Here is a 25,472-nt window from a genome sequence, read left to right as displayed (position 1 = left end):
CATCATTTGGACCAATAGAACCAACAGGGGAGAACTTGTGCGAAAAATAATTGTAAACACGTTTATTAGCCTGGATGGTGTGATGCAGGCCCCTGGTGGCCCGGAAGAGGACTCTTCAGGGGGCTTTGAGCTTGGTGGATGGGTAGCTTCCTATTTTGATGAAGGTATTGGTGAATTCATGGGCAATGTGTTTGCAGCGCCATTTGAGTTACTACTTGGCCATCGGACTCACAATATTTTCGCTGCGCATTGGCCAAAAGTTGCTGCTGACCCTCCGCCTGAGGGTGTTGATGAAAGTGAAATCCAGCTGGCCAAAAAAATCGACGGTACAACACGATACGTGGCTTCTCGCACGAAACCTGAGTTTACCTGGGAAGGCAGCGAGTGGCTGGGGGATGACCCAATCTCGAGGCTTCGTGCAATCAAGGCTAGCAATGGCCCTGACTTGTTGGTTCCAGGCAGTGCTGACTTTATTCAAACTCTACTCAAAGCGGACTTAATTGATCAGTTTAAATTACTGATTTTTCCTTTGGTCCTGGGTAACGGGAAACGTCTTTTCGGTTCAGGTGTGATCCCTACAGCATTCCATGTACAGCAAGCCATGACGACAGATAGTGGTGTAATTTGTGTGACCTATATTCGAGGCGGAAGTATCACGACTGGAGATTTCTCCCTTCAACGAGATATCTCGTAAGCACTGGACTCCACTGGAAGCTTCAACCAGGCAGTCGTCGCCAATCACGCTGTTTTTAACAGCCCTAGAGTCAAACCTGAATGGCCATGATTTCAAATATCGAGGACTTTTTCGCGAAAGGTTGCGGGCGCTGCGAACGTTTCGCAACACCCCTGTGCTCTGTCCAAAAATGGGAGTCCGGCCTGATCGAATTACGCCGTATATGTATAAGTATGGATCTGGAAGAAGTGGTGAAATGGGGCCACCCCTGTTACACATTCGCCGGACGAAACATCGTTATTTTAGGGGCGTTTCGAGAAGCATTCGTCATCAGCTTCATGAATGCAGCACTCTTGAAAGATCCCGAAGGCCTCCTTCAAAAGCGCGGCGCCAATACGCAGCACGCTCATGAGATCCTCCTGAAGGCGGATGAACAGGTGAAAAAGCTCGAAGCGGTCATACGAGCCTATATCGAAGAAGCGAAGAGTTATGCCGAGGCGGGCATTAAGCCACCAATAGTAAAACGTGATATCGAGATCCCCCATGAACTGGTGGAAGCCATGGATGCCGACCCTCAGCTTGCAGAAGCGTTTCATGCCCTAACACCGGGGCGGCAGCGTAGCTATGCCTTCAACCTAAATTCAGCAAAGAAATCGTCTACACGAGTTTCAAGAATAAAGAAATTCCGCGACAAGATAATCGCCGGTAAAGGCGCTATGGAGCGATAGAAGGGGAACATAGCAACGCAGCAATAAGATGCGAAGCGTACGTTCATAATGCCGAAGAGGGCAATTGAGATAGAACTGTTTTACGTGCTGGAAGGCACCGTAACGTTTCTGGTGAGTGATCGGTGGCTCGATACCCAAAAAGGCGCTTTCATTTTCATCCCGCCTGGCGTGCGCCATGACTTTGAAAACCGCAGTGATCAGCGCGCCGGTGTTCTCAACGTTTACATTGGTGGGCCGTTTGAGGCAAATATGCCCAAAATCATGGAATGGTTCACTGAGCACCCGCCGGAGGACGCTATCTGACTAAAAACACCAGAGACTTTCTTCAAAGCCAGTAATCAAACAACCCAAAGCAATAGGAGAATCAATATGACCGAACTCGTTACCTGTCTGTGGTTCGACCATGGCGAAGCAAAGAAAGCGGCGGAATTCTACGCAGCAACATTTCCCAACAGTCATGTCGACCGTGTTAATGCGGCTGCCGCTGACTACCCCGGCGGTCATGAGGGTAGTGAGCTAACCGTTGAGTTGACTGTCCTCGGGCGCAAGTTTATAGGTCTGAACGGTGGCCCAAATTTTACTCCGAATGAATCGGTCAGTTTTATGGTTATTACCGAAAACCAGGAGGAAACTGACCGCTACTGGAATGCGATTGTTGATAACGGTGGGCAAGAGAGCGCCTGCGGCTGGTGTAAGGATCGCTGGCGTCACTCATGGCAAATTACACCAAAACTGTTGCTAGATCTCACAACGAATTCCGACCGTGACAAGGCGAAACGTGCCTTCACCGCGATGATGACCATGAGAAAGATCGATATTGCAACTATTCAGGCAGCTACAAATTAGGATAGGAATAGCTAAAAGATATCACGAAAGGGTACTTAAACCGGGTATGACCATACTGCTTCGTAAATTCCGAGTCACTGACTCAACCCCCCAACAAGCTGCGCGACATTGGTCTCGTAAAGCTCAGTTTCAAGGGGCAATGTAATAAACAAATATATGAGGATCAGATTGTGAGACGCTTAGTGGTATGGAATTTGATGTCATTGGATGGTTGCTTCGAAGGTACCGCTCCGTGGTCATTGGACCATCATGCAACCGTGTGGGGCGACGAGTTAGAGGCCTTCTCTCTTCAACAGGGCGATGAAATCGGCACCTTGCTATTCGGATGTCGCACCTATAAAGGGATGGCCGATTATTGGCAAAACGAAACAGGGGCGATTGCGGACATGATGAACTCGCTTGAAAAAGCCGTCATCTCTCGCACGCTGGAAACCGCCAGTTGGTCAAATACTCGTCTACTGAAAGGCGAGGCGGCCGAACATGTTCGCGCGCTGAAAAAAGAGACCGGGAAGAGGGATATCTTCGTATTTGGTAGTTCGAATCTTGTAGCTACTCTGCTCAGAGAAGGTCTAGTAGACGAGTACCGGATATGCCTAGCACCTATCGTACTAGGAGCTGGCTCACCTCTCTTCAAACCTGACGGTATCCAGAAAAATCTTGAGCTGATGCGGGCAGATACCCTTGAAACGGGCGGAGTAGTCCTTCGCTACAAGTGTCTATAAAAGGGCGGAGCGTTATTGCAGCCAGCTTCTAGGCATGGTTTGTATCATTAACCTAAAAGAGTCTATGGGAAGAGGGTCATGATGAAGTTCCAACCTCTTCGATTGCCACTTGATCTGGATAGAAGGCAATACGCCCGTTGATCACCCCGGCAAAGTCAAAAGCAGCTTCATAGGCCCATGCAATAGCTTCTCCGCTATCATCGATTGAGAAGTAGCTGGCATCGCCTTTCAGTGGGCAATAGCTTGTCTTTCCCTCTATAAGGAAGAGGGGAGCAAGAACATCTTCTCTTGGGAAATAGAATACGGGGTCGAACATATCTTTTGCGAGTTCTGTAACTCTCAAAGCATTACTACTCTCGGCAATCACTTTGCCACCACGACGCACACGCACTGTCCTAGGCACAATCTTGGCGCGCATAAGGTGTCGGGGTTCTTTCGGGTTGTGGATTGTGTCACTAGACATCGTAACTTCTGGATAGGGCATTGATCTTTCCTTTCAAGGTATTAGCCTGAAGCTATAAGCGGGCCGCATTTATCCATATAGAGATACACACTTATAAGACTAAGCGAACAGCGAGCCTTCATGTCCCCTCACTTGGACTCAATAGTTAGCGCTGATACGACCTTCGATGCATAAATTGTGGACGATTGCCGCCGAATTACGAACTTTCCAGATCCCGTTGAAACAATAGGGTTGGCATGGTCACAACTGATTTTGATGGTAACAACTGCATCGCACGCGTTAGCCAACTCCCTAAAGTACCTCTCCAATTCCAGCGATAAAATCCTAGGTAGTAACAGTGTAAATTGTTACCGTGTACTCGGCGTACGGGAAGTGGTGACCAGTATCAACCAATCCTTCACCACTCACGCATTGGCCCGAGCATCTACACCCCAAATATAGAAATCCTTGGGCCCTGGGGACAGTTCTCTGATTTCGGGATAGGACCCCAAATTGCATGAAACGTAATCGTCTCTATTAATTCGACGGCCCCCTGGGTTTTCCTTTAATGATTAAGTAGGCTTGGGTGTACTTTTCGTTTACCTACCATTCCTGTTATAACTCTCCCAACTTCCTGCTCAGAGGGTAATTGTGCTACGTCATACGCAAACCATGCCACTGAGTCCGCATTTTCCACCGCTTTCACCTCAGTGAGCTCTGCCATAAGAGTTGCCGCTGCATCTTGTCCGCGTAACTGATTGAATGCCTGCTGTACAACAAGCTTGAATGCTTGTTCATGGGTTTTACCATTGTCCTGATGGAACTTCATCCATATAGCGCCACCTTCACTAATAGCTTTATCCAATTTATCCGCGATGCCTTCATCATTGAAATATTTATGATCCACGGTTTGCGCATATTTATGTGTTCCTTCATGGATCAGAGTAACAATGCAGAATACCTCACCTTTCTCCCAAATTTTACTAAAACTCAAGCAGATAGGGTTTTGATTGGGCTTCATAAAGCTCCCCCCCTTAAGTTGCCCTCCACCAGCCCATGACAACTTACAGAAGTTTGAAATTGATCTGCCCCAACTTTCCGTAAGGGGCACAAACACAAACCCGGCCGCATTTTTCGAAGGGTCCTCAATACCAAATGGATATCCTATCGTCGATATGGTAGAGCATTGAACCTTACACAAGGTGGGCATCATTTTTACATCCGCACACTCCACATCACCACTCAAGCCTATCTGGGTTTTACTGAGTTTTTGAAGTATCGCATTTACGCAATTTGAATATCTTTGTGGCGGGCAATCCATAGGAAGGCCGAAGTAGTAGGAGACTAAATTTTTAAATTTATCAGGAACCTTATCAGGGTATGTAATCGCTACAGTGCACATATCTATCGCTCGTTTTAAGATAGTCTGTGCTTCATCCAGCCAGTTTTCGAGTGATTTTTTGACCTTCGTTTGAAAAAGTATCGGCGAATTATCCTCTACCAACACGGTAAAACTCACTTCCCGGTTGATACTGCGGCTCACTATTTTTGTCATAATTATTCTCCTGCCTTTTCCTGCTACTTTCAGCGATGGAATCCACTGTTTTTGCTCTGATGCCAAACCAGAGCAAAATAGAATATATAATATTACTTAGCACGACTGTACATTAATATTCTTAAAATCATTCAGGAATAGCACTTCTTAACAATCCACCTCGGATTAAAATTCCCTAATGTGTCTTGCAATAATTCTTCTGGAAATTACTCATAGATTAATATTGCGGAGGGATTGAGGCAGTTCGCAGTATTTCGAGTCACTTTAACTGATTTTTGCTGATTTTGGACTGGGCTAGTAATTACTGAGCGCCTGCCACTACCAAACCCTGCCTAATCCAGCCACAATTAAGATGTGGTATTGATGAATCAATTTGCAGCAGTGACATGACTGATATAAAAAATCTCAATTTATCAATAAGTTAAAACTGTTTCGCCCAATATTCCCCTAGGTTGTAATTACTAAAATGGGAGAAGGAAAAATACACCGCGCTTCGGACCCTATGAAGCATGGGTGCCGATTAGGAGCTTACAAGGATGTATTAACAGCGTGTCTCGAGTGCGGTGTATTATTTTCTTCAACCCCAGTAATAATTAACCGACTATTCAAACTAGGGCAGTCGTTTATAGGAATAAGCTTTTCCACCTTGACGAAGAGTAAACGAGCGGGCAGGGCTCGTATCGCTCTCCTCAAACTCTATAGTCAACCCTGGAACCATCTTCGATGCATAGATTGTGGACGATTGCGGTCGAATTACGAATTCTCCATATTCCGCTGAAACTATAAGACCTGTATAGCCGCGGCTGATTTCGACAATATCATCTGTTCCGTGCCCATAGCGCCCGACACCTCTCAAAAGCACCTCCTCTGGTAAAGTGATGAAATCTGGGACAGGGACAACCTTAGTAGATACCGTCTGCTCGGGGTTCAAGAAGTGATGGCCAATATCATCCAGACCTTCGCCGCTGGCAGTATCTGCCAAGGCAACAACACCCGCTCTCCGCGCTGGGTTAAAACCCATAAATGTACGCGATCCATCACTGCTACCATTGGACCAATAGTAAGTCTCTCCATTAGTGGTTGTCCTGCGCCAACCCAGGGCCATACGAGTGATATCACTGCCTCCCGGCCTATCAATTGACAGCATTAGCCGCGATGCTGCAATCAAATCCTTAGGGCCTCGACCGTTGATAAACAAGTCGAGAAGTGTGAGGAGATCTCTGGCTGTAGATCGTAAACCGCCAGCCGGCGAGAGCACCCCATCGCTTGTTGGGCCGATCGGGCTGAGATAGAAGTCATGGCCTTGAGCTCGCCGAGTAGACTTCTTGGGATCATCCTCTAAAGTGGTATCATTTAGCCCTAAAGGTCCCGTCACACGCTCTCGCAGTATCGTTGCAAAAGAGCGGCCTTCCTTCAAAACAAGTCCTTGACCTAAGAGCCCAAAAGCCAGGTTTGAATAGCTGAATTGAGTACCCGGGCTAGCTTTCAGATGATAGCTTGGCAAGCCACCATAGAGCTGCTCAAAGGAGTAACCAGCGTACTTATTGGGCGCATCGGGCGCCGATGCAGCAAGATTATTTGGTCTTAGAGGAAGAGAAGCAGCATGGGTAGCCAGGTCGGCGAGAGTGATTTGTTGCCCTTCAAAAGTTGGAGCTTTTACACCGGCTGGTACGTAATCCTGGAGAGGATCATCGAGTTTCACTCTCTTATGTACAACTTCAACAGCCAAGAGCAAGGCCGTAAATATCTTAGTTAACGACGCAATTTCAAAAATCGTATCGTCCCCTAGTTGATAAGTATCCTTGGCTTCAGGCTCTCGAACAGTAATGATTCGACGACCAGAAGAATTTAGGGTACCTGCAACTGCTGCATGTGCCGCGTGCTGCTTAAGAATACGATGGCGAATGAGACGTTGAAACTCGTCATCATCATTCACTGGATGACTTGATAAAGCATCTAAAGCGATGAGTGGTCGAGGGACAGCAAATACAGAGGTAGCTCCAAGAAATAATTTTGCGAAATCACGTCGTTCCATGGCAATCAACACCTATTCAAAAACTTTCCAGAGTTTAGTTGGTAAACTTTGACTATCAGAAAGGCATAAAAGTTCTTGTGATAGATACGCTGATCACTAACAGAGATAAACGCATTTTGGGCAAACGGAGCCTAATGGAGGATAAGCAGAACTATGGAGCTGGTGGAGCAACCAGTAAAGTTAGAACAGTTAGATTCTCAAAAAGGACTATTGCCAATAACCTGTGATGCTGAATAAAGAGGCTCAGGGGATAACCGAGCTTTTTGCACTAGTAAAGCACGTTTATAAAAACTCTGAAATGAGTTTGATAGAAAATATTAGGTTATTGGTAGAGTGAAGGCACTGACGGAAAGCGAGTTTACACTCCTGAAAACCTCGTCCTTATGAGGCTATTCTCCAGCTGGTAACTGTCATAGATGGAAGATTAGGATGGCCCGAAAAGTTAAGGGCCCGTCTTCTGCGTTATCTATAAATAAAAAAATAGTTTGGAGTGTATGGGGCCACATCAAACATCTATAGCCCTTCCTAACGGCATTATTAAATTTATACGATTATGCCAAGGATGTGGAGGATAAAACGCTGACTAAAGACATTATCCTTTTTTATTAAAAAAATTTCTATGGTTACTAACGACCGTAGAACTGCTATAGCGATTGATTTAAGAATTTATATCTCTGTGTTGTTACTCAGACAGAGCTGCTTCAGTCTCGAAGTCCTTTGAAAGTGGCATTGAAAAAATGGCCCTTAAATCAGGAAAGGGAAGTACGCGGTTTTACTGCTGGTCACGTAATAACTCGTAATCTTATTTTTCACTCCATTTTATATATTACTGCCTATCAAATTGGTACATTGGACTCACTACTCTCACTGTCAAGCACAACGAAAAAGGAAATTTTGATGTTGAATCTTAAAACTTTACCGAGTCAGAACGGTAATTCTTGCGCCGCTCACTGCACCGAGATCGCAGTGTCAGGATTTGATCTCCGTGCGCCAAGGCCACAGAGTTTTGTGGAAGACACTCTGTGGCGCGCTATCAAATGGCAGAATGGGGACCTACCTCTGATGCCAAACGGTGCCGACCATCCCTTAGTGGCGGCCAACAATAGTTCGCCGATGCGTGTGCGAAACTATGTGAATACCCAGTGCCCTGGGCGTACCGGTCGGATTTTATATGACGCGACCCAGAAAGACATGTGCCTTCAATTCGCGCAGCCGGGCAATAGAGTTGATTATAATGCGTTGTTTACAAATCTCATACAGCCAGCTAGTAATGGGGGAATGCCGAGGAACTTGCTTACCGACACCTATTACAATTGCGCTTTTATGATGTTTCGAGGCCCTTCCCCTGGGTCTGCTCATGAAATGGGTTTCCATAATATCCTGGTTGCCAAGGATGGGTCGACAATCAAATATTATAACCCGAATGAAGATCAACCAGTTTGGAGGGCTGATATTGGATGGCGAACGTTGCGTCATCAAAACGCTGGAAGGCATAGTTACGTTTGGAGTGGTATTGCAATCGAAATCACCTAGCAGTTAATGTTTGATGATGCGATCATTAGTATGGATCATGGGGTTTATCCTTGGTTTTGCTTTTAGGTTTAGGCACTTTCATCAAAACCGGTAAACCCTTCTTATTCAAGACGATCTGTCAGATCGTGGTCTGATCTTGTCTACATCTTTACACCTTCTTCCAGCTTACTAGCTCCTTTATTTGTTAAGAAATACTAAATTCCTGCTAGAACTGAGTGTAAGTTACTCATGCCAGCCACTACTAATAGATCGATAAAATAAATCCGATTGTATCCGTTTTCGCAACATTGTTTCTCTATTTGAACTAATTATTGAGTCAATGTGATGTACTAGGATAGATCGCAAGTTTTGGACATTAACCCAACGCTTCAGGAGCTTGAAATGAAAGCAAAACTTATTTTACCAATGATTCTATTAAACATGCTTGGCGGAGTAGGGTCCGGCATCATGATCTATATGTCTGGCGGCGATCCGGTTTGGGTCGGCGCACTTTTAGCGACCTTGCCTTTACCATTTTTCTTGATGGTTCTGACAAATGTGTTCAGCATTTCAAGAACATCAGAAAGGCTGCCAGTTATTCAAGCCGTTAACTTTTTAGGAGTTGCACTGGTTGCTTATTCAACTTATTCGAACCAGGCTCCAATGTCCTTGTCTCAGTACGTTCCTATTGCAGCTGCTGCCCTGGGCTTCGTATCCCTTCACTGGTATATCTGGTCATTCTCCGTTTACAACCGCAGAAAGAGCAAGGCCATATCAAAAGGCCAAAAACTGCCTGAAATGAATTTTAATCGATTAGATAAATCGGCTGTGTCTTCCACTTCTTTTGACGAATCTAAAACACTATTAGTGTTCTTTAGAGCCAACTGGTGCCCATTTTGTATGAACCAGTTAAAAGAAGTGAAGAAGTATGCTGAGACACTTAAGCAATATGATGTGAAGGTAAAGTTTATCTCTAACCAAGGCTACGACAACTCAAGGAAGTTAGCCGACAAGCTTGACCTACCTGGTCATTTTGAAATTCTTCAAGATGACAACTTAATGGGTGCTAAAGCCCTAGGCATTGAAGATATTGGCGGTTCCCCTGCAGGAATGCCTGGTTACCCTAAGGATACCGTTATGGCCACAGTGATAGCACTGAATGAAGATGGTACGGTTATATTCGGTGATGAGACCGACAATTATCGGAGACGCCCAGACCCGACAACGTTTCTGCATGTTTTTGAAGGCTCAAAGCCGCAGACTTTAGATGCTAACACAATTCTCAAAGGTACCGCCTAGCGAGGTAAAATATCAATCTCTCATAGAGCTTATCGATAGGCCCATAAAGAATGAAAGATAACTGTCTAGCTAGCAATATTGTCGCAGGCCTGAACCTGGATTAATTAAATGCCTTAGAACAACCAGTATGGATTATATAAAGCCTGAAGATTCTATCGATGCCTAAGCAAATACAGGTCTACCTTATATCAGTTGACATATAAAAGACTATCACATATTCACATACCCCTTTCTATGATAGACAGGGGTTTTTCCTTGTTGAGATTAGAGTATTCTATAAGTAATTGAAATTGGAGAACGTCATGGAGTTTAACTTCCCAAATCATGATGGCGTAGAATTAAAGGGCAAGTTAGAGGAATCTGTTGGAACCCCAAAGGCTTATGCAATTTTTGCACATTGTTTTACCTGCTCAAAAGATATTATTGCAGCAAGCAATATTTGTAAGTCATTAACCAGTAAAGGGATATCAGTATTAAGGTTTGACTTCACTGGATTGGGTAATAGTGATGGAGATTTTTCCAATACTAATTTTTCATCCAATGTTGAGGATTTACTTAGTGCTTACAATGAAATCGAAAACCGCTTCGAGGCACCAAAATTGTTAATTGGGCATAGTTTTGGAGGTGCTGCCGTTTTGAAAGCCGCTGGTATGATAAAGACAGCTAAAGCTGTTGTTACTATAGCTGCTCCAAGTGATGTTAAACACATCCAGCATATGTTTAAAGAGGAACTCGATAGCATCAATAAAACAGGTCAGGCAAGAGTGGTTCTGGCTGGGCGAGAGTTTACGCTAAAGAAGCAGTTCATTGATGATATAAATGAAGCAGACGTCTTGGTTAACCTTAAGGAATTAAGGAAAGCGCTGCTAGTAATGCATTCACCACTAGACAGCACTGTTTCAATTGAGCATGCGGCGAAAATATTCGCTGCTGCGAACCATCCTAAAAGTTTTATTTCTTTAGACAAAGCCGATCATTTGCTTATGAAAAAATCAGATGCTGAATATGTCGGTAATGTTATTGGAGCCTGGGTTCAAAGATACATTAATTAATATCGGATGTTACAGAGAGTAATATCGAACTTTAAAGCCTTGCAACAGTAAAGAACCGTCAACTATCGAGAGCTGGGCTGTAAAGAACAATAGAAACAGCACTAGATGGAATTTAGGTTGCTCCTAGTCCACCTAATAATCCGGGGCTTAACTCAGTTCCTTTTTTAGAAACTCGATAAAGACTCTGGTCTTTGCCGGCATCGCTCGACCACTGGGAATCAGTGCGCTAACAGGCGGTCCTGGAACTGCTTTCTCTGGGAATAACTCAACAACTTCACTATTTTGAACAGAAAAGCCAAGCGCTTTATCATAAACCTGAGCTATTCCCATACCGGCTACCACTGCGTCAATCAGAGTTCGTCCATCTCTGAATATTGCTAGCGGTGAGGGGGAAAATTCAGTAATTGGGCCTCCATCTTCTTGGAACAACCAGCCTCTCAATTTTCCTGTAGGTGCACGGAAAACAAGAGAATCATGCTCCTTTAAACCTTCCAAAGTCTTTGGCATACCCTTTTGTGAAAGATATTCAGGTGAAGCGCACAGGATACGTCTGGTTTCACATATTTTTTTTGCGATAAAAGAACTATCTTCCAGTTCACCAATCCTCACGACGACATCCCATTCACCTCTAATAGCGTCCTCCAGGCTATCTGAAAGGGAGACCTCGACCGTAACCTTGGGATGCAACTGCGTGAACCCCTTTAACGCACTGACAATATTTCGGCCTATGCCTATTGGCAAATTGATACGCAATCGTCCAGCAGGCTCATCCTTCCTGGCATGCAGCAAAAGCCTGGCCTCATTGATTGTTTCTAACGCATGTTTTGCGGCATCTAGAAATATTTTGCCTTCTTCTGTCAGCCTGATACTTCGTGTGGTTCTGTTGAATAGCTTAAGACCCAATTCCTCCTCAAGCTTCTTCACTGCCTTACCAGCGCCTGATTTGGTTGAGTTCAATGATGCCGCCGCTTTTGTAAAGCTTCCATGTTCGGCAACGGCAATAAATACAACTATTTCGTTCAAATGGGCTTGTTGAAACACAGATTGTGTCCCTAATGGATACAATGAGTATCAAAATAGCATGTTTATAGCGCAAATCAAAGCAACTAATCTTCCCAATAGTGGTTTGGCGTAAGTACCTGCATAGAGACCAATTGGAGAATTAGCCAGGTCACATCGAAGGCTTACCCAAAGCTCGCGCTTCCAAACTTTAAACCATTAGAGGAATAGGTTATGTCTCTTCAAGACAAACTAGATGCTTTCAAAGAAGTATTTAAGCAACAGGCCCCGGAAGGAGCATTTGAAGCCTTTGCCAGATCATCCAAGGAGTTGGCTGCTAGTGGCCAAGTTGAACGTTCGATTAAAGTAGGGGAGAAAGTCCCATACTTTACATTGCCAGATTCAGAAGGTAACGACCTTGTCCTGGAAGAACTCCTAGCCAAAGGGCCCGTTATTCTAACGTTCTATCGAGGCGTGTGGTGCCCTTACTGCAATATTGAGCTGCAAGCGTTAGAAGAAGTTGCTGCAGAGATCAAAGCGCGTGGCGCAACCCTGGTTGCTATTTCCATGCAGGGGCCCGCTGAAAGCCGCAAATCTCAGAGGGATAACAAGCTAAGCTTCCCAATTCTGACTGATCAAAGTGGAAAGCTTGCTGAAGAGTTTGGTATCCGCTGGACATTACAACCTTATGTAATTGAGTTCCACAAGATGTTCAAAGTCGAACTCCCGACCATCCATCGTGACGGCGCGTGGAACTTACCTATGCCTGCAAGATATGTCATAGATACCGATGGAACAATCGCATATGCGGAGGTGAATCCTGACTATACACGTCGCCCCGAACCCAGCGACTTATTTCCCGTACTTGAAAAGCTGAGTCAGTCTACAACTGCATAGTATGTAAACACCTCCACCTCTTTAGCGCTGACTAGCGCCAAAGAGGTGGAAGCACTCAATGTAAATCGATATCGAGCACCGTAAAACCCAACTTATATGGTAAGACTCATGGTCAATTTTACACGTTACACAATTGAAACAGCGCCAGAAGCCTCTAAGCCCACTCTAGAAGCCGCTAAAAAGAAAATGGGATTTGTACCCAATCTAATGGCAACCATGGCCGAATCACCTGTAATGGTGGAGAGCTACCTAACACTTATGGGATTATTCGATAAATCTCGCTTGAGCGAAACAGAGCGAGAGATAATCCTGATGACAAACAGCCGCCTAAACGGTTGCACCTACTGCATGGCTGCGCATACCGCAGTTTGCAAAATGGCCGGTGTAGATGAAAATGTCATCAAGGCGCTGCGTAGTGGCAAAAAACTCGATGATCCTAAACTCGAAGCGCTCCGAGCATTCAGTGTCATTATCAATGAGAAACGTGGATGGGCTACAGAAGAGGAGGTTGAGGCGTTTCTTGCAGCAGGTTATACGAAAGAGACAGTTCTAGAGGTGATAGTTGGAACCAGTCTAAAAGTACTCTCGAATTACTCTACCCACAATCTGAATGTCAGTCTCGATGATGCGTTTTTGCCAATGGCCTGGAGTAAGGATATGGATTCGAATGGTTGAGCGTAACAGCAAATAAACAACATGTATCCGATTCATGCGTCTAATAAAGACTGGGCCTTGGGAAGAGGGCGCCTGTCCAGATCATAAAAGTGACGATAAGAACGCCACTGATTCACCAAAGTAATGAGGCCCATATAGCCACTATGGGCCTCTACGATATTGTCCGAGATATTCGTGGTATCTAAGCCCCTAAACAATACATCCTCTTGAATACAGCCTTCTTTTGGCTTATCACAATTACTCCATTTCGCTACGAATAATGCCGGGAGTTTTGGCTTGTCCTCGCAATCGGTCAGGATGATCGCGCTCGTTAAAACGCCTCAAGCCTTCGGACAGCTCTTCTTTGGATTCAGAGTCGCTGAATAATCGGTTAAAGCACTCAGCCTCAATTCGTAGACCTTCATCAAGATCCTTTCCATAACCACGGGTGGCGGCTTCTTTATCAGAGTGAATCGCTGGCTGGGGAAGGGTAGAGATATACTGTGCTAACTCAATGGCACGGTCTAATGCGGTTCCCTTTGGCACCACTTCGTTGGCCAACCCAATGCGATAAGCTTCTTCAGCATTGATAACTTTTCCCGTGATGATTAACTCCAGCGCTCGCCCCATACCAACAATACGCGGCAAACGCTGAGTACCACCATCGGCTAGGCCGATATTCCAACGACGACAAGTCATTCCAAAGGATGCGTGTTCTTCTACAATCCGCATGTCGGCAAAACATGCCCACTCAAAGCCACCCGCATAAGCAATTCCGTTCACAGCCGCAATGATAGGCTTATAAATATCGGTCCAGCGGGATGGACCTATAATACCTGGAGCTTCTCCTCGGTTATGCCGGGCAATATCAGCGGGCTCTACAGGACATAAAACAGCCACGTCAGGATCGGGGTGATTAGTGGGTTCGGTTGCAGCAAGATTGCTTTTCAAATCACCCCCTGCACAAAATGCAGAATCGCCAGCACCGGTGATTACCGCAACTTTTGCTCCGTCATCGGTACGAAAGCGATCGAATGCATCCACCAGCTCACGGTGAGCGCGAGTACCAATACAGTTCTTAACCTCTGGGCGGTTAAAAGTAACGATGGCTACAGTGCCAATTTGCTCGTATTTAATATGATGATATTCCATGTCATAAGACCTTTATCATGTGGCGTCGAAGTAATATTTAAAACCTACCCTTGATACATCAAATGAGAATTTAATCCAGGTGCCGATTAAGAATGGATCAATATATACCGCAATAAGTTAGTACGAATGAACCTTTTTCAGGTAATAAAACTTTATTTGCTACCGCAATAAAATCTTGTACTTTTCATCCTGCAATGATTAGATGGCTACACACCTATTCTAATATCCATTTCTTAAAACTTTAGCATCAATTTAACTTTGCTTGAGGATACGACAGGAAAGGCGGCGACCATGCACTTTAGAACAATAATTAATACTGCACTTTTGACTTTTTTGGCTCTATCACAAAGTGCTCTTTCAGCACCTGTATCAGACTCGAAGACCTTACAAATTTCTGAGGAATGGAAATTTCAGACTAACAATGCTACTCGCAATATTATTTCAACATCAGAAGGGGCTTTGGCGCATATAGTAGCTCAAGCTGACAGCCAACTATTTATGACTCTTGATATTGACCCATCAATTTTCCATAAGGGGCCAACAGAATTAAAATTCAAAATCAAGGCGAACGAAGTAACTAAAACTGGTCACTTTATCGTTAAGGTTGAAGGCAATGGATCACCCCTTTATCTGTACGAGATGAGAAATGATCCAGTTAGTGGAACTCACGATTGGCGCACAGTTTCCGTGAGCGTCCCACGCCTTAGTAAAGCGACAAATGCAATAGTCGGTTATCTTATGTTTTCATCTGGAGAAGTGTGGCTGGGAGATGTTCAATTATTACAAGATATAACTGAGGCTGAATCGAATAAGTCTTACGACAAACTCAAAGAATATGCGCTTTCACTAATCAAAGATCACTACATTTTGCGCGACACGATCGATATTACAGAGTTCGAACAATATGCAGACGACGTTTTTATGGGAGTTCAAAACGATGATCAAGCAGATGCGGCTCTCACCGCATTATTTTCAAAACTCAATCATAGACATCTAATAATTCTTAATCGTGCTAAGACCTCTGCACATGAAGAGACAAGACAGCAGAAGAGTGTGTTAAGTTTAGTTGGCAATAAAACTGCCTTAATTTCCCTCCCCAAGAAGTTTGGTTCTGAAGCAGCTCGGCAGGCGGAATTCGCCCGCACAGACGCACTAATCGAGAAATATAGTGAAAACGGAGTACAGAATTGGATTATTGATTTGCGTGATCAACCAGGAGGCAATCTGGTCCCGCTATTTAATCTTACCAGACAGTTTTTCTCAGATCAGCAGCTCTATTCAACCCAACTAGTTGACGGATCGGAAGAATTTTTCTGGTTAAAAGACGGTAGTGTTGAGGCCGGTAATAGGGCGTCAATGGAAAGATCTCTAGCACGGAAAGATAATTCTACTATTCATCATCCTGTCTCAAAAGCTAGAGTAATTTTGCTGATAAGTGATGATACTGGTAGTGCGCCAGAGATGCTCGCCCAAGCTTTTTCAGATCGAGAAAACAGTATTCTAATAGGATCAGAGACAGCCGGATTGATGTCTTCGAATCATACATTTGAATTTGCAAACGGTACGACAATTGCACTGCCAATAGGGCAGACAACCTCGATACGCGGCGAGCTAATATATAAAATTCAACCCGATATCAATACAGATCCTGATGAAGCATTAAGTGTTGCGCTAAAGTACCTAGAGGACAATCGACTGTAACCCCGTGTCAGATAATTCATAACGAAATAGGGTGGGCACAATCCACCCAAACACATGTGACTCAAGGTCAAAGTGGCTCATTTGAATTTAAGTGTGCATTGCAGAGGGCCACTTATCTACCGAGAGGAGCGAAAATTTGATGGTGTATGCGTTACCAGTTGGGGCAAGCCTTGAAGTTAGAAAGGGCGAGTAATCGAGAATAATAAATGGATTCGGTTATTACATTTCCTGTAGTGTGCTTTTTAAATGGAAAAATTACAGTGCACACAAAGAGTAGCTTCAAAGCATTAGGGGCTCGTTTTTTGGACGAGCAGACATTTGTCACTCTGGAGAATCGGCGATCAAAAGCAAAAGATGGTTGGATACTTGAGTCTAGCGGGAAGTTTGTACCTTTATCTTATAGCGGCAATTTGCGAGAATGGGCTCGTCCTATTTCCTTCCTCTGGAATGCAGTGCTGACTAAGTACCAAGCTAATATCGAGGGGGCTGTGAAGGTAGGCTTTGTACTGAAGGACTTAGATTCGATGTCCAAATCCTCGCTGGGAAAGCTCGGGATGGATTTCAAAAGATTTCTAAGTAAGTATGAGCCTGACCAGTATATTACTAGTGATATACTGAAAGAATGGCCCCTTTAGTTTGATATTTTGTAAGCCTCACACGCCAGATATACTCTGTTATTATATTTTGCCCCTCCAAAGAAGCTTCCTCTAAAGTCGGCAAGACCGAAATGATTCAAATTAAGACCAAAGTTGATGATGGTCCTGGTTCTGTGAGGCTTTGTAGTAAGTGCGCAGGGACAGGCATTGATCGACAGTGGAGAGTTTGCGACGGATGTGCAGGAGCTGGAATCTTGGTAGATAACCCAGCCATGTTTGATGTGCAGCTAACAATATTCGCTAACGAAGTTCAGCCACTCCGGCAGTTCCTCGCGAGCATAAACCCTGACCTGGTTACTCAGGATCAAAAACAAACGGAGAGCGTTATGGGAGCACTACAGGAAATCATCGGGGAGCTTGATTGCATCCAGATTAGACCTGAACACAAGAACCGTTCATACTCAGGCCAAGGGGACACATGGATATCGGAAAAGACCGCCAAGAAAAAAGTTCAAACCTAGGCCCCACCAGGGCCCCCATTATTTCCGATATTTGTGAATATCGGATATTTTATAGTTGGGCTATTTTTCTTATAATTTGCAGCTTGGACGTCCAAATAAAGTACTTAATTTTGGGCAACTAAAACACTTAATCGTGCATCCATCTACTCTAGTTCCTGCCAAGTAATCTCCTTACGTTCCTGTGTTCCTGTGTTCCTGTGTTCCTGTGTTCCTGTGTTCCTGTGTTCCTGTGTTCCTATGTTCCTGTGTTCCTGGTATTTTCGCTTCAAACATTCGAGCGCATCAAAGCCTTTTCCAAAACCAAATTACTCACGCAACTCCGCAAAACTTTTGAACAAGTGAGCCGTAAAAGCAACGGTGCTACTAGGTTTATAAATGAATCTACCTATGAAATTCACTGGCAATTTAACGTTGATGAAGCTAATCAAAAGAGAACCTATGAGCTAGCTCAAAGCTAAGTCACGTGACTTTAGTCGATTCGGATCTTAGGTTTGGACTGATTGATTACATCCAGCCGAGGCTTGGTAAAGGGGGAAAGCTGAAGCCCTCCCCCTATTTTTGTTACAGGGCGAGTTTTAAAGCGGGATTATTACTGGAGATTGGGAAAATTTTAAATCTGATTTAATGGCCCTTATCGTGAGATCTACTACGATAACTTCAATCGAAGTAACATTAGGAAATTCGTGAGAAATACTCTTCCAGTGGTTTGTAAGTGCGACCTGTAACCCTGACACCTCTACTCGATTACCATCAATTTCCCATCGACGCCCCGGATTAGAGCCTTTCCAAACTAATAGATAAACTCCACAGCCGGCCGTCTCTTCTCGTAGGTAATCACCTGCTAGCTGGTTACGAAGGCGCTCGCAAAGGTCCGGTCCAGACCAACCTTTATCCAGCAACTTTAACTCAATAGGTACTGGCGATAGTATATTAGGATGTTGCAACCAGATATCCGGCCGCTGTTCATTAGCCAATGGGTTTTCTTGAGCACAAGTATAACGCCCCTGCGCATGTCCATTTATCCAATAAGCGACTATTTTACGCATCTCCGTTTCATCGCTGGCTTTTTGATAGGTTGCATAAAGGCTATCATTCCCCTGCTCCAGCCAATCTTTGAAGTCGTTGAGATGTAACACTCCAAGATCAAAAAGCTGTCGATGCGTAGCAGGCTCTCTCTCCATTAGTGAGGAAAAGTCATAGATCTGCCCACTAGTCCAAGGAAGATCATCCGCATCTTGTTCTGCACGGCGCCTCGCTTGCTTAAGCATCCACGCACGATGACTTTCTACCGGATGAGACTGAGACAAATCCAGTAGAACACTATAGGTCTCCTTACCTGGAATCTCCGTCAGAAGGTTAAGCATCTGGCTACGGGCATCTTGAGCATCATCTCGTAAGCCAGGTGAATAAACGCCCCCTCCTGCCCGATCAATATCATCTTCTACGCGAATGTATTGGTGCATCAGAACGTAAAGCTCAGTAAGGTAAGGTACAGTCTTAAATTTTTGAGCAAATGCCCAACCAACCCGTCCTCTCCTGCTACCTAGAAGTTGTACAACAAACTGTTGCGCAGCTAATGTTGCTGCATCAGGTTCCATGCCTCCAAGCCAAGAATTGACCGCAGCAATACCAGTTTCAGGGTCAGTATCCACCCATAGGGCATACCATTTGGCAAAGTCTTCTGCGCTATCGCTAGCAGTCACTCTTGATTGAGCGAAAGAGGTCAACCATTCGAGGGGAACCTGTTCGGTATCCAAGATATGAAAGCAGTGGCGCAACACCTCCCAATCTGAAACGGGATTTTCTTCAATCCATTGCTGGAGAAGAGGTGTCAACTGACCGTGGAGCCAAGGCGCATGGTATACAGTGTCCTGTAGGATATAGTGCATCGGATTATCAACGCGTGTATTGACCAGCTCCCAATGGAGTTCTTGCCAGATGGCTTCGAGGACCTGCTCTGGGTAAGCCTTATGCATGGTTTCAAGCCAACTAGGAAACCCATTGAGTTCTCGCGTCAGATAACGCAATGCCAGGGAAGCTTCGGCTTTGCTCAAATTGGAAGGAAAGTTGTCCACCTCCCTGCTTTCATATTCCAGGCCCAACATAGCAAAGATCAGCGAGTAAGGCGTAGATGAGATGTCAGCACCTTCAGACCCAAGCTCAGGCTTGTACAGCCGCCAATGGTTGATTGCAGAGTCTCGAAACGCACGGGCTACATCTACACCAAACTCATCGACCAGCGAATGCCAATTTGAATCTTTAGCACGAGAGGTTCTCAACCCCTCTCCATAAACCTCAAGAAGTAACCAGTACTGATCGTTTGTCCACTCCCCTGGAGGAACGTCTGGTGGGTTTCGTACTACCTCGGGATTAGCACGTAGTCCTTCAATCCATTGAGCTCTTTTCAGCCCTCGTTCAACTCCTGCCTTCTTATATTGCCGTTCTCGCTCTAGATGTTCTCGCTCCCACTTATCATGAGCTTCATTTACCGGCGGATTAAGCAGCTTCTGTAGATTAGCCGCTAAGGCCTTCTCACCTACTACCACTTCCTCAAGTTGATTTTTCCATTCAGCAGGCCGATCAGACTGCACATAGATTCGAAACGCCAATGAAAGTGCAACCAGCTGATCATCTTCAAACTGCTTGGTTGTGATAAACTCTAAAATACGGACAAAACTGTCCGCTTCAAATTGCCAATAATGCCCACGCCAAAGTACTTCCCACACATCTGTAAGTCGCTTGTCTTTTTCAGTAAGTCTGACTCTTGCTTCTTCAATACTTCGCCAAAAGTAGGCATCGTTAAACGCTTTCCATGCGGGTATCAACTCGTGGAGCTTATCTTTGTATTCATTGATTTGTTCTCCAGCCCAATCGCGAATAGCCGGTATTTTTAGGAGTATCTCAATGACATCTTTGTCAAAGCACACATCAGCGCGATCTGAGATTAGGCGCTCTATGACTTGAATAGCGGGCCCTATCAACCAGCTAAACTCCGTGGACACACGGCACTCACGGCGCTGGTGATGAGGAGCTCGGTTCAGGAGTTCATTGAAGCCAACACACAACTTTGCCAACAATGGCTCACTTTCTTGAGAACTGAGCCCTGAGAACTTATCAATGAATGTATGAATGGCTCGGTCCAAACCCGATGTTTCGTATTTCTCATAGGGAGGTAATTTGTCAAGGGAGCCCAACAATAAATCTACAGTTGTATCGTCAACGACCGCTTCCTCTGCCAACTCGACGAGTAGTCTGCGAGGAATGACCTCCGGCTTGGTATTAACAGACAGCCACAGCGATACGAGTTCTTCCCTTGAGCCAACCGTCGCCACAGCCCGTATAGAAGCTATTCGTGGGTAAATATTTCTGTTTGAGTCTACAGCTATCGAAATTAAAGGCTCAATGCAATTTTCCATATCACCCTGCCAGACGAGTCTTCCCAGAAAGAAAATCGCATCGTCGTTGGCACTATGCTCTGTGATAAGACGCAAAACATCATCAGATAGGTCTTTCTGGGCAATTCGTGCTATAGCCCCATTGTCACGAGCACCACGATCATCTTCGTCAGCAACAATTCGGCTGACGATATCGTTGAGAATTTGCTGTCTGATGGGCAGCGGTAAATAAGCAGCATCGCCACCTTCGACGGCGATCTCTGGGTGTATCGAAAGCGCTCGCTCTCGTATAGCATCATCAAAGAGAATTAACCATGGGAGAATGGGTCGGAATCGCGGGACAACGACTTGTTCCCCGTATCGCTCCTGAAAAAGAAGTGATTCGATCTTTCGTCGGGAGTTACCTGTTTGCAGTAGGTGGTGGAGCCATTCAGCCGCCAGCAGCTCACGGATATCACTGTGCCGAAAACGCACCGCACCATAAAGGATGTCATTAAAGATGCCTCGCTCAAGCAGCTTTCGCACATCGTTTGGGTTTTCCCAGTCAGCCAAAACTATTTCAGCATCAATGCCCGTTTTCTCGTGGACAATATCCGGCACCAGAATACCAGCCTCATTGGACAGGGTAACCGCAGCGGCCAATCGACAAGCTCCATCACGTGCTCGCCCTTTATTGAGAGGTTGACGCTCTTTTCGACCAGGATCGATCTCAGTCAGTCGAATGTCCACCATGTGCTGTAACGATTGCAGACGACCTCCCAGCTCTCTATCTGACCGCCACTTGGACAGCAATGCCCCAAGGTCAAAGGGCCTGGATGCCATTTCCATCAAGTTAGCACGCTGGATATCAACGATTAGTTGTTCAATATCAGGAGTAGCTTGGTGTCGAGCGAAGAAACGGATGTCATCAACATCCAATGCTTTCAGCCTGTAAATTCTGACCGGGCTTTCTTCTTTCTCATTATTTTCCGACGAAGCATCTTCTACCTCTTGTTTCGGCTCCTTCTTCAGAGCCTCAAAAGGTAGGTGCCGTTCAACCAACTCCGTATCGCTTTTAAAACGCCACGCATAAGGGCGACTGGTGATAATAATATGTGCGCGATACATCGCCGGGCGAATACGTTTTGCAAAACGTTTTATCGCTTTTTCAAATGCCGTTGGATTGTCCAACCTAGCTTCGTCTACAGAATCCAAGAAAAACCAAGCTTCATCAACGGAGGCAAGCCACTCCTCAAATTGTTCTGATGTACCGACTTCAAATGCCTCATCAAAATCCGCATCGATATCCTCAATGCGGATGAAAAAGCTGGGGCGGCCCTCTTCATCCCCTCGCTGCGCTCTGTTTTTCGCTTCATGGGTTTTTCCTGCGCCTGCATCGGCGAGCACAATCACTCGATACTCAGACTCTAAGTCAGTCCAAATTTTTGGATACTTCTGAGCCCCGTAGGCTTCACGCCAACCATCTTCAAACTCACTATCTTTATTGGGAGTAACCAGCGAAAATTTTCGCGCTAGCGGTACATTGGTATCAATCATTAGTAAGCTCCCCACTCAGAACCAACATCAGCTGCCAACAATTCTCGTCCAAGCACATCCCGCGCTACAGGAAAGGCCTGCATTTCCGTCGGCGTCATCTTCGGGGAAGAGGCTCCGCGTCGAATATAAGCTTCTTTCGTGGCCAGTAGATAATTTAGGCCATTGGCTTTATGAACATCTAGGACTAACACAAACAATTTGTTGTGCTCTATTAAATAGGTATCGAAACACTGATTTTTGTTCAGTGATTCCTGTAAGCGTTTCACGATCGCTTTTTGGTAAGACTCGGCATTTTCTGTATCCGATTTCCCCTGGTAGTGCTTTTGACACCCCTCATTGATGCCAATAATACGGGTTTCATCGTCAACGCCGATAAACAGCTTTCCTCCTTGGTGATTCGAAAGCGCGCACACCGTTTTATCTATGTCCCAAGCTTTGGCGTTCTTTTTGGTGACAAGATCTATATAGGCTTTAAACTCGCAATGTTCACTCTCCCCTGCTGAGATAATGCCCAGTAGCTTTTCCAAGTCTGTATTATTAGATTCAGCTCCGTATCGATGTTCCCATTCGGTTGAAGAACAGTAGTCAAGAATTTCATTAGTCTGCGTCACCAGCCATAGTTCCACATCCATGGCCTTCTCCGGCTCAAAGCCATACTTCTCCAGCGGGCTCGTTAAAGCAACAGGCTCATCGTTAATAGCCCCTACCACGGACAACGCATCGCTCACATTGGTGTGAAAGCAAATATCTTGAGCGGACATTATCAGACGACCTCGCCGATCAGGGATATCAATACACAACTCGCCTTTTCTGCCATCACTGGAGCCATAGAACTTACCCAGCCCGAGAAATTCCGTTATCCGCTCAAAGGCCGACATGTGGAATGGCATGCCATGGGCCACCAACTTACTATCGTGGCAATGTACATCGGAACATACACGGGCAGAAAAGCGTCGCTTAGGGAATTGCCCATCATGGGCGTGACTCGGAATCAGATTCTCTGTCCAATTCGGGTTTGATTCACGCTTGCCAAACAAGGGAATGCCGGAGAGAGGCATATCGACGTTCTCATCAAGACTGCTCATGAGCTCAGCCAAGGTAAATCCACTGATTGACTGGCAAATAAACTGGTATTCAGGGTATCGATATTGGCAGGATTTAACCTCGGGCTGGATCGTGCTGTCATCCAGGGTAATAACAGCCTGCAGTATGGACCATTGGTTATTCGTCTTGGTGTAGACACCTCGAAACACACCAGAAACATTCTCATTTAGATTAGAAAACTGGGCAATACGCTCGCTTAGCTCAGGTTTCCCTAAATTATTAATTTGTGTTAAAGACATAGATCAGCTGCTAAGAATATTTTTACACTCTATGTATCAAGGGATGTAGATGTATAACAACGCCAGTAGTAACGACGGACTTTATTGTACCTAATGAAAATCCACCCCTTCCAAAAAATGCGCCCCATCGTCGGTCAGCACATTAGTGTAAATCTCTGTACTGTCCACCGATTTGTGCCTCAACAACTGACATGCGTAATTCAACGGCCGTCCGTGTAACAACAAATGAATCGCAAAGGGGCGCCCCCTACTCGCTACACCAAGGCGTGAATGTTTCGATTGACCGTTTGCCGGCACATCGGAAAAACCCGCTCGACCTTTTTGAAGTGTCCCGCGTATAGGTAACTCTGGATACGGTCTTCCAGGGCGTGGTCGGTGATGGAGATGTTGCGTTTAGGCGAGCACCGTAGCGCCCAGAACCAGGATCGATCTATCATCTTTTTCAATAACGTGAATCCGCTTATATACGGGTCTATTGCAGACCTCAGCGCAACATCGAATGGATCTACCCTTCTCGACTTCAACAATCGCCAACAACTTAGCCATGATCCCTTTCCATAACCCGTGACCTCCTTAAGTGTCCTTGCTTGTCATTCTACCTGCAAGTTCAACTGCATCCGTGGCTAATATTTTATCGATCGTTTCAGGTTCAATGGTGCGCGTAAGCTTTATATTATATGAGTGAATCCGATTGTTAGATTTTCAAAACATTTGCAGATTTTGAATTGCTTTAGAAAGTTCATGATGCATTACCAACTGAAACTCACCGGTTGTATAGGCATTAGGCATGCCTATAGAACTACTATAAAACTTTTCTCCTGGGCGATTTTCAGCGTCAGCAAAATGGAAACTAACAGCCTCTCCAAGGTCTCGCCCAAGTTGTCCAAATTGACGATTGGCTACTGCATAATCATCGTATCCAGCAGCCTGTGCCAATTGAGTGTAAGTGATTGATCTATTCGGAGCCTCATAGTGGGCTTTCAGCATCAATTTTTGTTTGTCGCTGATTGAAATTTGTTGTAACGCATTTTCATATTCTTGAGAGCTGATTACATTCATGGTTAACTTCCTGTTAGCTTTTGGTTTGGGTTTATTGAAAAAGCGATATATTTTGGTGTGGTCTGCATTAACTCCTCTTTCAGCGAGAAAATCTGAAATTTCACGCCATGTGTATCCTTTCGCGCGTAGAAGTAGAATTGCCTCACGGTGAGCTTCAAGTGACTTCTTTGAGGGGGCCGATTTTGCATCGGATAAGATTTTTGCTGTCTTCATGCCCGCAAGACTACAACAAGCTGCAACAGGTTGCAACGTATGTTTTTAAGCCTAAGACCTCAAACACCGGCGCAGCTTTTCTACGCCGGCGTGCTTTGAATCGTTAGATTTTTCTTCGTTGTAATGACGACACCTACTAAGTGATAGTCTTCATTACCTTGCAATCCATGCTCTTGAATATATGGATCATTGGGGTCTGGAAGTACCCCACGGCGAATTGTAAAGGCACCCACTTTCTGGTGCAGACTTTTTAGGTTGTTGTTGCCAGAAATGTACTTCTCATAGCGATTTTTGACTTTTAAAATATTTGACTTCTCTTTCTTGTCATCCCAAACCCTTTTATAGCTATGTAGTGCAATAAAAACGGCAAAGGGTAAGGTTGTTGCCCCGGAATGCGAAGCTAAACAAAAATAATCAGAGTTTCGCTCAAGGTCTTTAATGATTAACTGTTTACTTGGATTGAACCCCTTAACCTCAATTGCACAGAGCGGGATGTCGATACCATTTGTATTTGTATAAACAGCAATATCAATCTTTCCCGG

22 protein-coding genes are annotated in these 25,472 nt (G+C 45.0%); 13 read left to right on the top strand and 9 right to left on the bottom strand.

Going from position 1 to position 25,472, the window contains the following annotated elements; translation table 11 throughout:
- Positions 1–37 precede the first annotated feature (37 nt).
- The 5 genes from ACJJI3_RS05090 (at position 38) to ACJJI3_RS05070 (ending at position 2,969) form a co-directional block, all read left to right on the top strand.
- Positions 38–694 carry a dihydrofolate reductase family protein gene (locus ACJJI3_RS05090; protein WP_444941716.1) on the top strand — a complete coding sequence of 219 codons (657 nt, stop codon included), beginning with the start codon at positions 38–40 and terminating at the stop codon, positions 692–694.
- 80 nt (positions 695–774) lie between these two features.
- Positions 775–1,401, top strand: a complete 627-nt coding sequence (locus tag ACJJI3_RS05085) for a YdeI/OmpD-associated family protein (RefSeq protein ID WP_444941715.1) — start codon at positions 775–777, stop codon at positions 1,399–1,401.
- A gap of 48 nt (positions 1,402–1,449) precedes the next feature.
- Entirely contained in the window at positions 1,450–1,704 is a 255-nt protein-coding gene (locus ACJJI3_RS05080; RefSeq protein WP_444941714.1) for a cupin domain-containing protein, read from the top strand.
- A 66-nt stretch (positions 1,705–1,770) separates the two neighbouring features.
- A complete protein-coding gene (locus ACJJI3_RS05075; protein ID WP_444941713.1) occupies positions 1,771–2,247 on the top strand; it encodes a VOC family protein in 477 nt (158 codons plus the stop codon).
- Positions 2,248–2,417: 170 nt separating this feature from the next.
- Positions 2,418–2,969, top strand: a complete 552-nt coding sequence (locus tag ACJJI3_RS05070) for a dihydrofolate reductase family protein (RefSeq protein ID WP_444941712.1) — start codon at positions 2,418–2,420, stop codon at positions 2,967–2,969.
- A 76-nt stretch (positions 2,970–3,045) separates the two neighbouring features.
- On the opposite strand, the gene ACJJI3_RS05065 is transcribed toward ACJJI3_RS05070, so the two are convergent.
- The 3 genes from ACJJI3_RS05065 to ACJJI3_RS05055 all read right to left on the bottom strand — a co-directional run bounded on the left by ACJJI3_RS05065 (position 3,046) and on the right by ACJJI3_RS05055 (position 7,001).
- Positions 3,046–3,453, bottom strand: a complete 408-nt coding sequence (locus tag ACJJI3_RS05065; protein ID WP_444941711.1) for a DUF427 domain-containing protein — start codon at positions 3,451–3,453, stop codon at positions 3,046–3,048.
- Positions 3,454–3,976: 523 nt separating this feature from the next.
- Positions 3,977–4,966 (bottom strand): hypothetical protein, encoded by a 990-nt coding sequence (locus ACJJI3_RS05060; protein ID WP_444941710.1) that lies wholly within the window; start codon positions 4,964–4,966, stop codon positions 3,977–3,979.
- A gap of 610 nt (positions 4,967–5,576) precedes the next feature.
- Positions 5,577–7,001 (bottom strand): serine hydrolase domain-containing protein, encoded by a 1,425-nt coding sequence (locus ACJJI3_RS05055; protein WP_444941709.1) that lies wholly within the window; start codon positions 6,999–7,001, stop codon positions 5,577–5,579.
- A 717-nt stretch (positions 7,002–7,718) separates the two neighbouring features.
- Between ACJJI3_RS05055 and ACJJI3_RS05050 the strand changes: the two genes are divergently transcribed.
- From ACJJI3_RS05050 to ACJJI3_RS05040, 3 genes are all read left to right on the top strand, one after another.
- Entirely contained in the window at positions 7,719–8,534 is an 816-nt protein-coding gene (locus ACJJI3_RS05050; RefSeq protein ID WP_444941708.1) for a hypothetical protein, read from the top strand.
- 381 nt (positions 8,535–8,915) lie between these two features.
- Complete coding sequence (locus tag ACJJI3_RS05045; protein ID WP_444941707.1) at positions 8,916–9,812, top strand: peroxiredoxin family protein; 897 nt, start codon at positions 8,916–8,918, stop codon at positions 9,810–9,812.
- Positions 9,813–10,114: 302 nt separating this feature from the next.
- A complete protein-coding gene (locus tag ACJJI3_RS05040; protein WP_444941706.1) occupies positions 10,115–10,864 on the top strand; it encodes an alpha/beta hydrolase family protein in 750 nt (249 codons plus the stop codon).
- Positions 10,865–11,011: 147 nt separating this feature from the next.
- On the opposite strand, the gene ACJJI3_RS05035 is transcribed toward ACJJI3_RS05040, so the two are convergent.
- On the bottom strand, positions 11,012–11,905 hold the full coding sequence (locus ACJJI3_RS05035) for a LysR family transcriptional regulator (protein WP_444941705.1): 894 nt from the start codon (positions 11,903–11,905) through the stop codon (positions 11,012–11,014).
- A 192-nt stretch (positions 11,906–12,097) separates the two neighbouring features.
- Between ACJJI3_RS05035 and ACJJI3_RS05030 the strand changes: the two genes are divergently transcribed.
- A complete protein-coding gene (locus tag ACJJI3_RS05030; protein ID WP_282932839.1) occupies positions 12,098–12,760 on the top strand; it encodes a peroxiredoxin-like family protein in 663 nt (220 codons plus the stop codon).
- A gap of 108 nt (positions 12,761–12,868) precedes the next feature.
- Positions 12,869–13,435, top strand: coding sequence for a carboxymuconolactone decarboxylase family protein (locus tag ACJJI3_RS05025; protein ID WP_444913812.1), 567 nt, complete (start codon positions 12,869–12,871; stop codon positions 13,433–13,435).
- A 237-nt stretch (positions 13,436–13,672) separates the two neighbouring features.
- Here the strand turns inward: ACJJI3_RS05025 and ACJJI3_RS05020 are convergent, their stop codons facing one another.
- A complete protein-coding gene (locus tag ACJJI3_RS05020) occupies positions 13,673–14,566 on the bottom strand; it encodes an enoyl-CoA hydratase/isomerase family protein (RefSeq protein WP_444941704.1) in 894 nt (297 codons plus the stop codon).
- Between the two features lie 291 nt (positions 14,567–14,857).
- On the opposite strand from ACJJI3_RS05020, the gene ACJJI3_RS05015 reads away from it, so the two are divergent.
- From ACJJI3_RS05015 to ACJJI3_RS05005, 3 genes are all read left to right on the top strand, one after another.
- Positions 14,858–16,267 (top strand): S41 family peptidase, encoded by a 1,410-nt coding sequence (locus tag ACJJI3_RS05015; protein ID WP_444941703.1) that lies wholly within the window; start codon positions 14,858–14,860, stop codon positions 16,265–16,267.
- A 206-nt stretch (positions 16,268–16,473) separates the two neighbouring features.
- The gene (locus tag ACJJI3_RS05010) at positions 16,474–16,902 is read left to right on the top strand and encodes a hypothetical protein (RefSeq protein ID WP_444941702.1); all 429 of its coding nucleotides are present in this window, start codon (positions 16,474–16,476) and stop codon (positions 16,900–16,902) included.
- A 92-nt stretch (positions 16,903–16,994) separates the two neighbouring features.
- Complete coding sequence (locus ACJJI3_RS05005; protein ID WP_444941701.1) at positions 16,995–17,384, top strand: hypothetical protein; 390 nt, start codon at positions 16,995–16,997, stop codon at positions 17,382–17,384.
- A gap of 575 nt (positions 17,385–17,959) precedes the next feature.
- Here ACJJI3_RS05005 and hyoA read toward each other — a convergent pair.
- The 4 genes from hyoA to ACJJI3_RS04985 form a co-directional block, all read right to left on the bottom strand.
- The gene (hyoA, locus tag ACJJI3_RS05000; protein WP_444941700.1) at positions 17,960–22,315 is read right to left on the bottom strand and encodes an NACHT domain-containing antiphage protein HyoA; all 4,356 of its coding nucleotides are present in this window, start codon (positions 22,313–22,315) and stop codon (positions 17,960–17,962) included.
- Positions 22,315–23,658: an AlbA family DNA-binding domain-containing protein gene (locus ACJJI3_RS04995; protein WP_444941699.1), complete on the bottom strand. Its 1,344-nt coding sequence runs from the start codon at positions 23,656–23,658 to the stop codon at positions 22,315–22,317. Before ACJJI3_RS04995 ends, hyoA begins: the two co-directional genes overlap by 1 nt.
- Before the next feature lie 393 nt (positions 23,659–24,051).
- Positions 24,052–24,204, bottom strand: coding sequence for a hypothetical protein (locus tag ACJJI3_RS04990; protein WP_444941698.1), 153 nt, complete (start codon positions 24,202–24,204; stop codon positions 24,052–24,054).
- A gap of 156 nt (positions 24,205–24,360) precedes the next feature.
- The gene (locus tag ACJJI3_RS04985) at positions 24,361–24,930 is read right to left on the bottom strand and encodes a hypothetical protein (RefSeq protein WP_444941697.1); all 570 of its coding nucleotides are present in this window, start codon (positions 24,928–24,930) and stop codon (positions 24,361–24,363) included.
- Between the last annotated feature and the right edge of the window lie 542 nt (positions 24,931–25,472).

The organism is Microbulbifer maximicatervae (SeqCode) (genome assembly GCF_052466985.1).
The sequence above is the reverse complement of the archived record's forward strand: the minus strand, read 5'-3'. Positions and strand labels throughout refer to the sequence as shown.

Bases quoted from the DNA above. Each gene is read 5' to 3' on its own strand.
- ACJJI3_RS05085 (WP_444941715.1), top strand. From the start codon at position 775: ATGGCCATGATTTCAAATATCGAGGACTTTTTCGCGAAAGGTTGCGGG.
- ACJJI3_RS05080 (WP_444941714.1), top strand. From the start codon at position 1,450: ATGCCGAAGAGGGCAATTGAGATAGAACTGTTTTACGTGCTGGAAGGC.
- ACJJI3_RS05075 (WP_444941713.1), top strand. From the start codon at position 1,771: ATGACCGAACTCGTTACCTGTCTGTGGTTCGACCATGGCGAAGCAAAG.
- ACJJI3_RS05065 (WP_444941711.1), bottom strand. From the start codon at position 3,453: ATGCCCTATCCAGAAGTTACGATGTCTAGTGACACAATCCACAACCCG.
- ACJJI3_RS05060 (WP_444941710.1), bottom strand. From the start codon at position 4,966: ATGACAAAAATAGTGAGCCGCAGTATCAACCGGGAAGTGAGTTTTACC.
- ACJJI3_RS05055 (WP_444941709.1), bottom strand. From the start codon at position 7,001: ATGGAACGACGTGATTTCGCAAAATTATTTCTTGGAGCTACCTCTGTA.
- ACJJI3_RS05045 (WP_444941707.1), top strand. From the start codon at position 8,916: ATGAAAGCAAAACTTATTTTACCAATGATTCTATTAAACATGCTTGGC.
- ACJJI3_RS05040 (WP_444941706.1), top strand. From the start codon at position 10,115: ATGGAGTTTAACTTCCCAAATCATGATGGCGTAGAATTAAAGGGCAAG.
- ACJJI3_RS05030 (WP_282932839.1), top strand. From the start codon at position 12,098: ATGTCTCTTCAAGACAAACTAGATGCTTTCAAAGAAGTATTTAAGCAA.
- ACJJI3_RS05025 (WP_444913812.1), top strand. From the start codon at position 12,869: ATGGTCAATTTTACACGTTACACAATTGAAACAGCGCCAGAAGCCTCT.
- ACJJI3_RS05020 (WP_444941704.1), bottom strand. From the start codon at position 14,566: ATGGAATATCATCATATTAAATACGAGCAAATTGGCACTGTAGCCATC.
- ACJJI3_RS05015 (WP_444941703.1), top strand. From the start codon at position 14,858: ATGCACTTTAGAACAATAATTAATACTGCACTTTTGACTTTTTTGGCT.
- ACJJI3_RS05010 (WP_444941702.1), top strand. From the start codon at position 16,474: ATGGATTCGGTTATTACATTTCCTGTAGTGTGCTTTTTAAATGGAAAA.
- ACJJI3_RS05005 (WP_444941701.1), top strand. From the start codon at position 16,995: ATGATTCAAATTAAGACCAAAGTTGATGATGGTCCTGGTTCTGTGAGG.
- hyoA (WP_444941700.1), bottom strand. From the start codon at position 22,315: ATGATTGATACCAATGTACCGCTAGCGCGAAAATTTTCGCTGGTTACT.
- ACJJI3_RS04995 (WP_444941699.1), bottom strand. From the start codon at position 23,658: ATGTCTTTAACACAAATTAATAATTTAGGGAAACCTGAGCTAAGCGAG.
- ACJJI3_RS04990 (WP_444941698.1), bottom strand. From the start codon at position 24,204: ATGGCTAAGTTGTTGGCGATTGTTGAAGTCGAGAAGGGTAGATCCATT.
- ACJJI3_RS04985 (WP_444941697.1), bottom strand. From the start codon at position 24,930: ATGAAGACAGCAAAAATCTTATCCGATGCAAAATCGGCCCCCTCAAAG.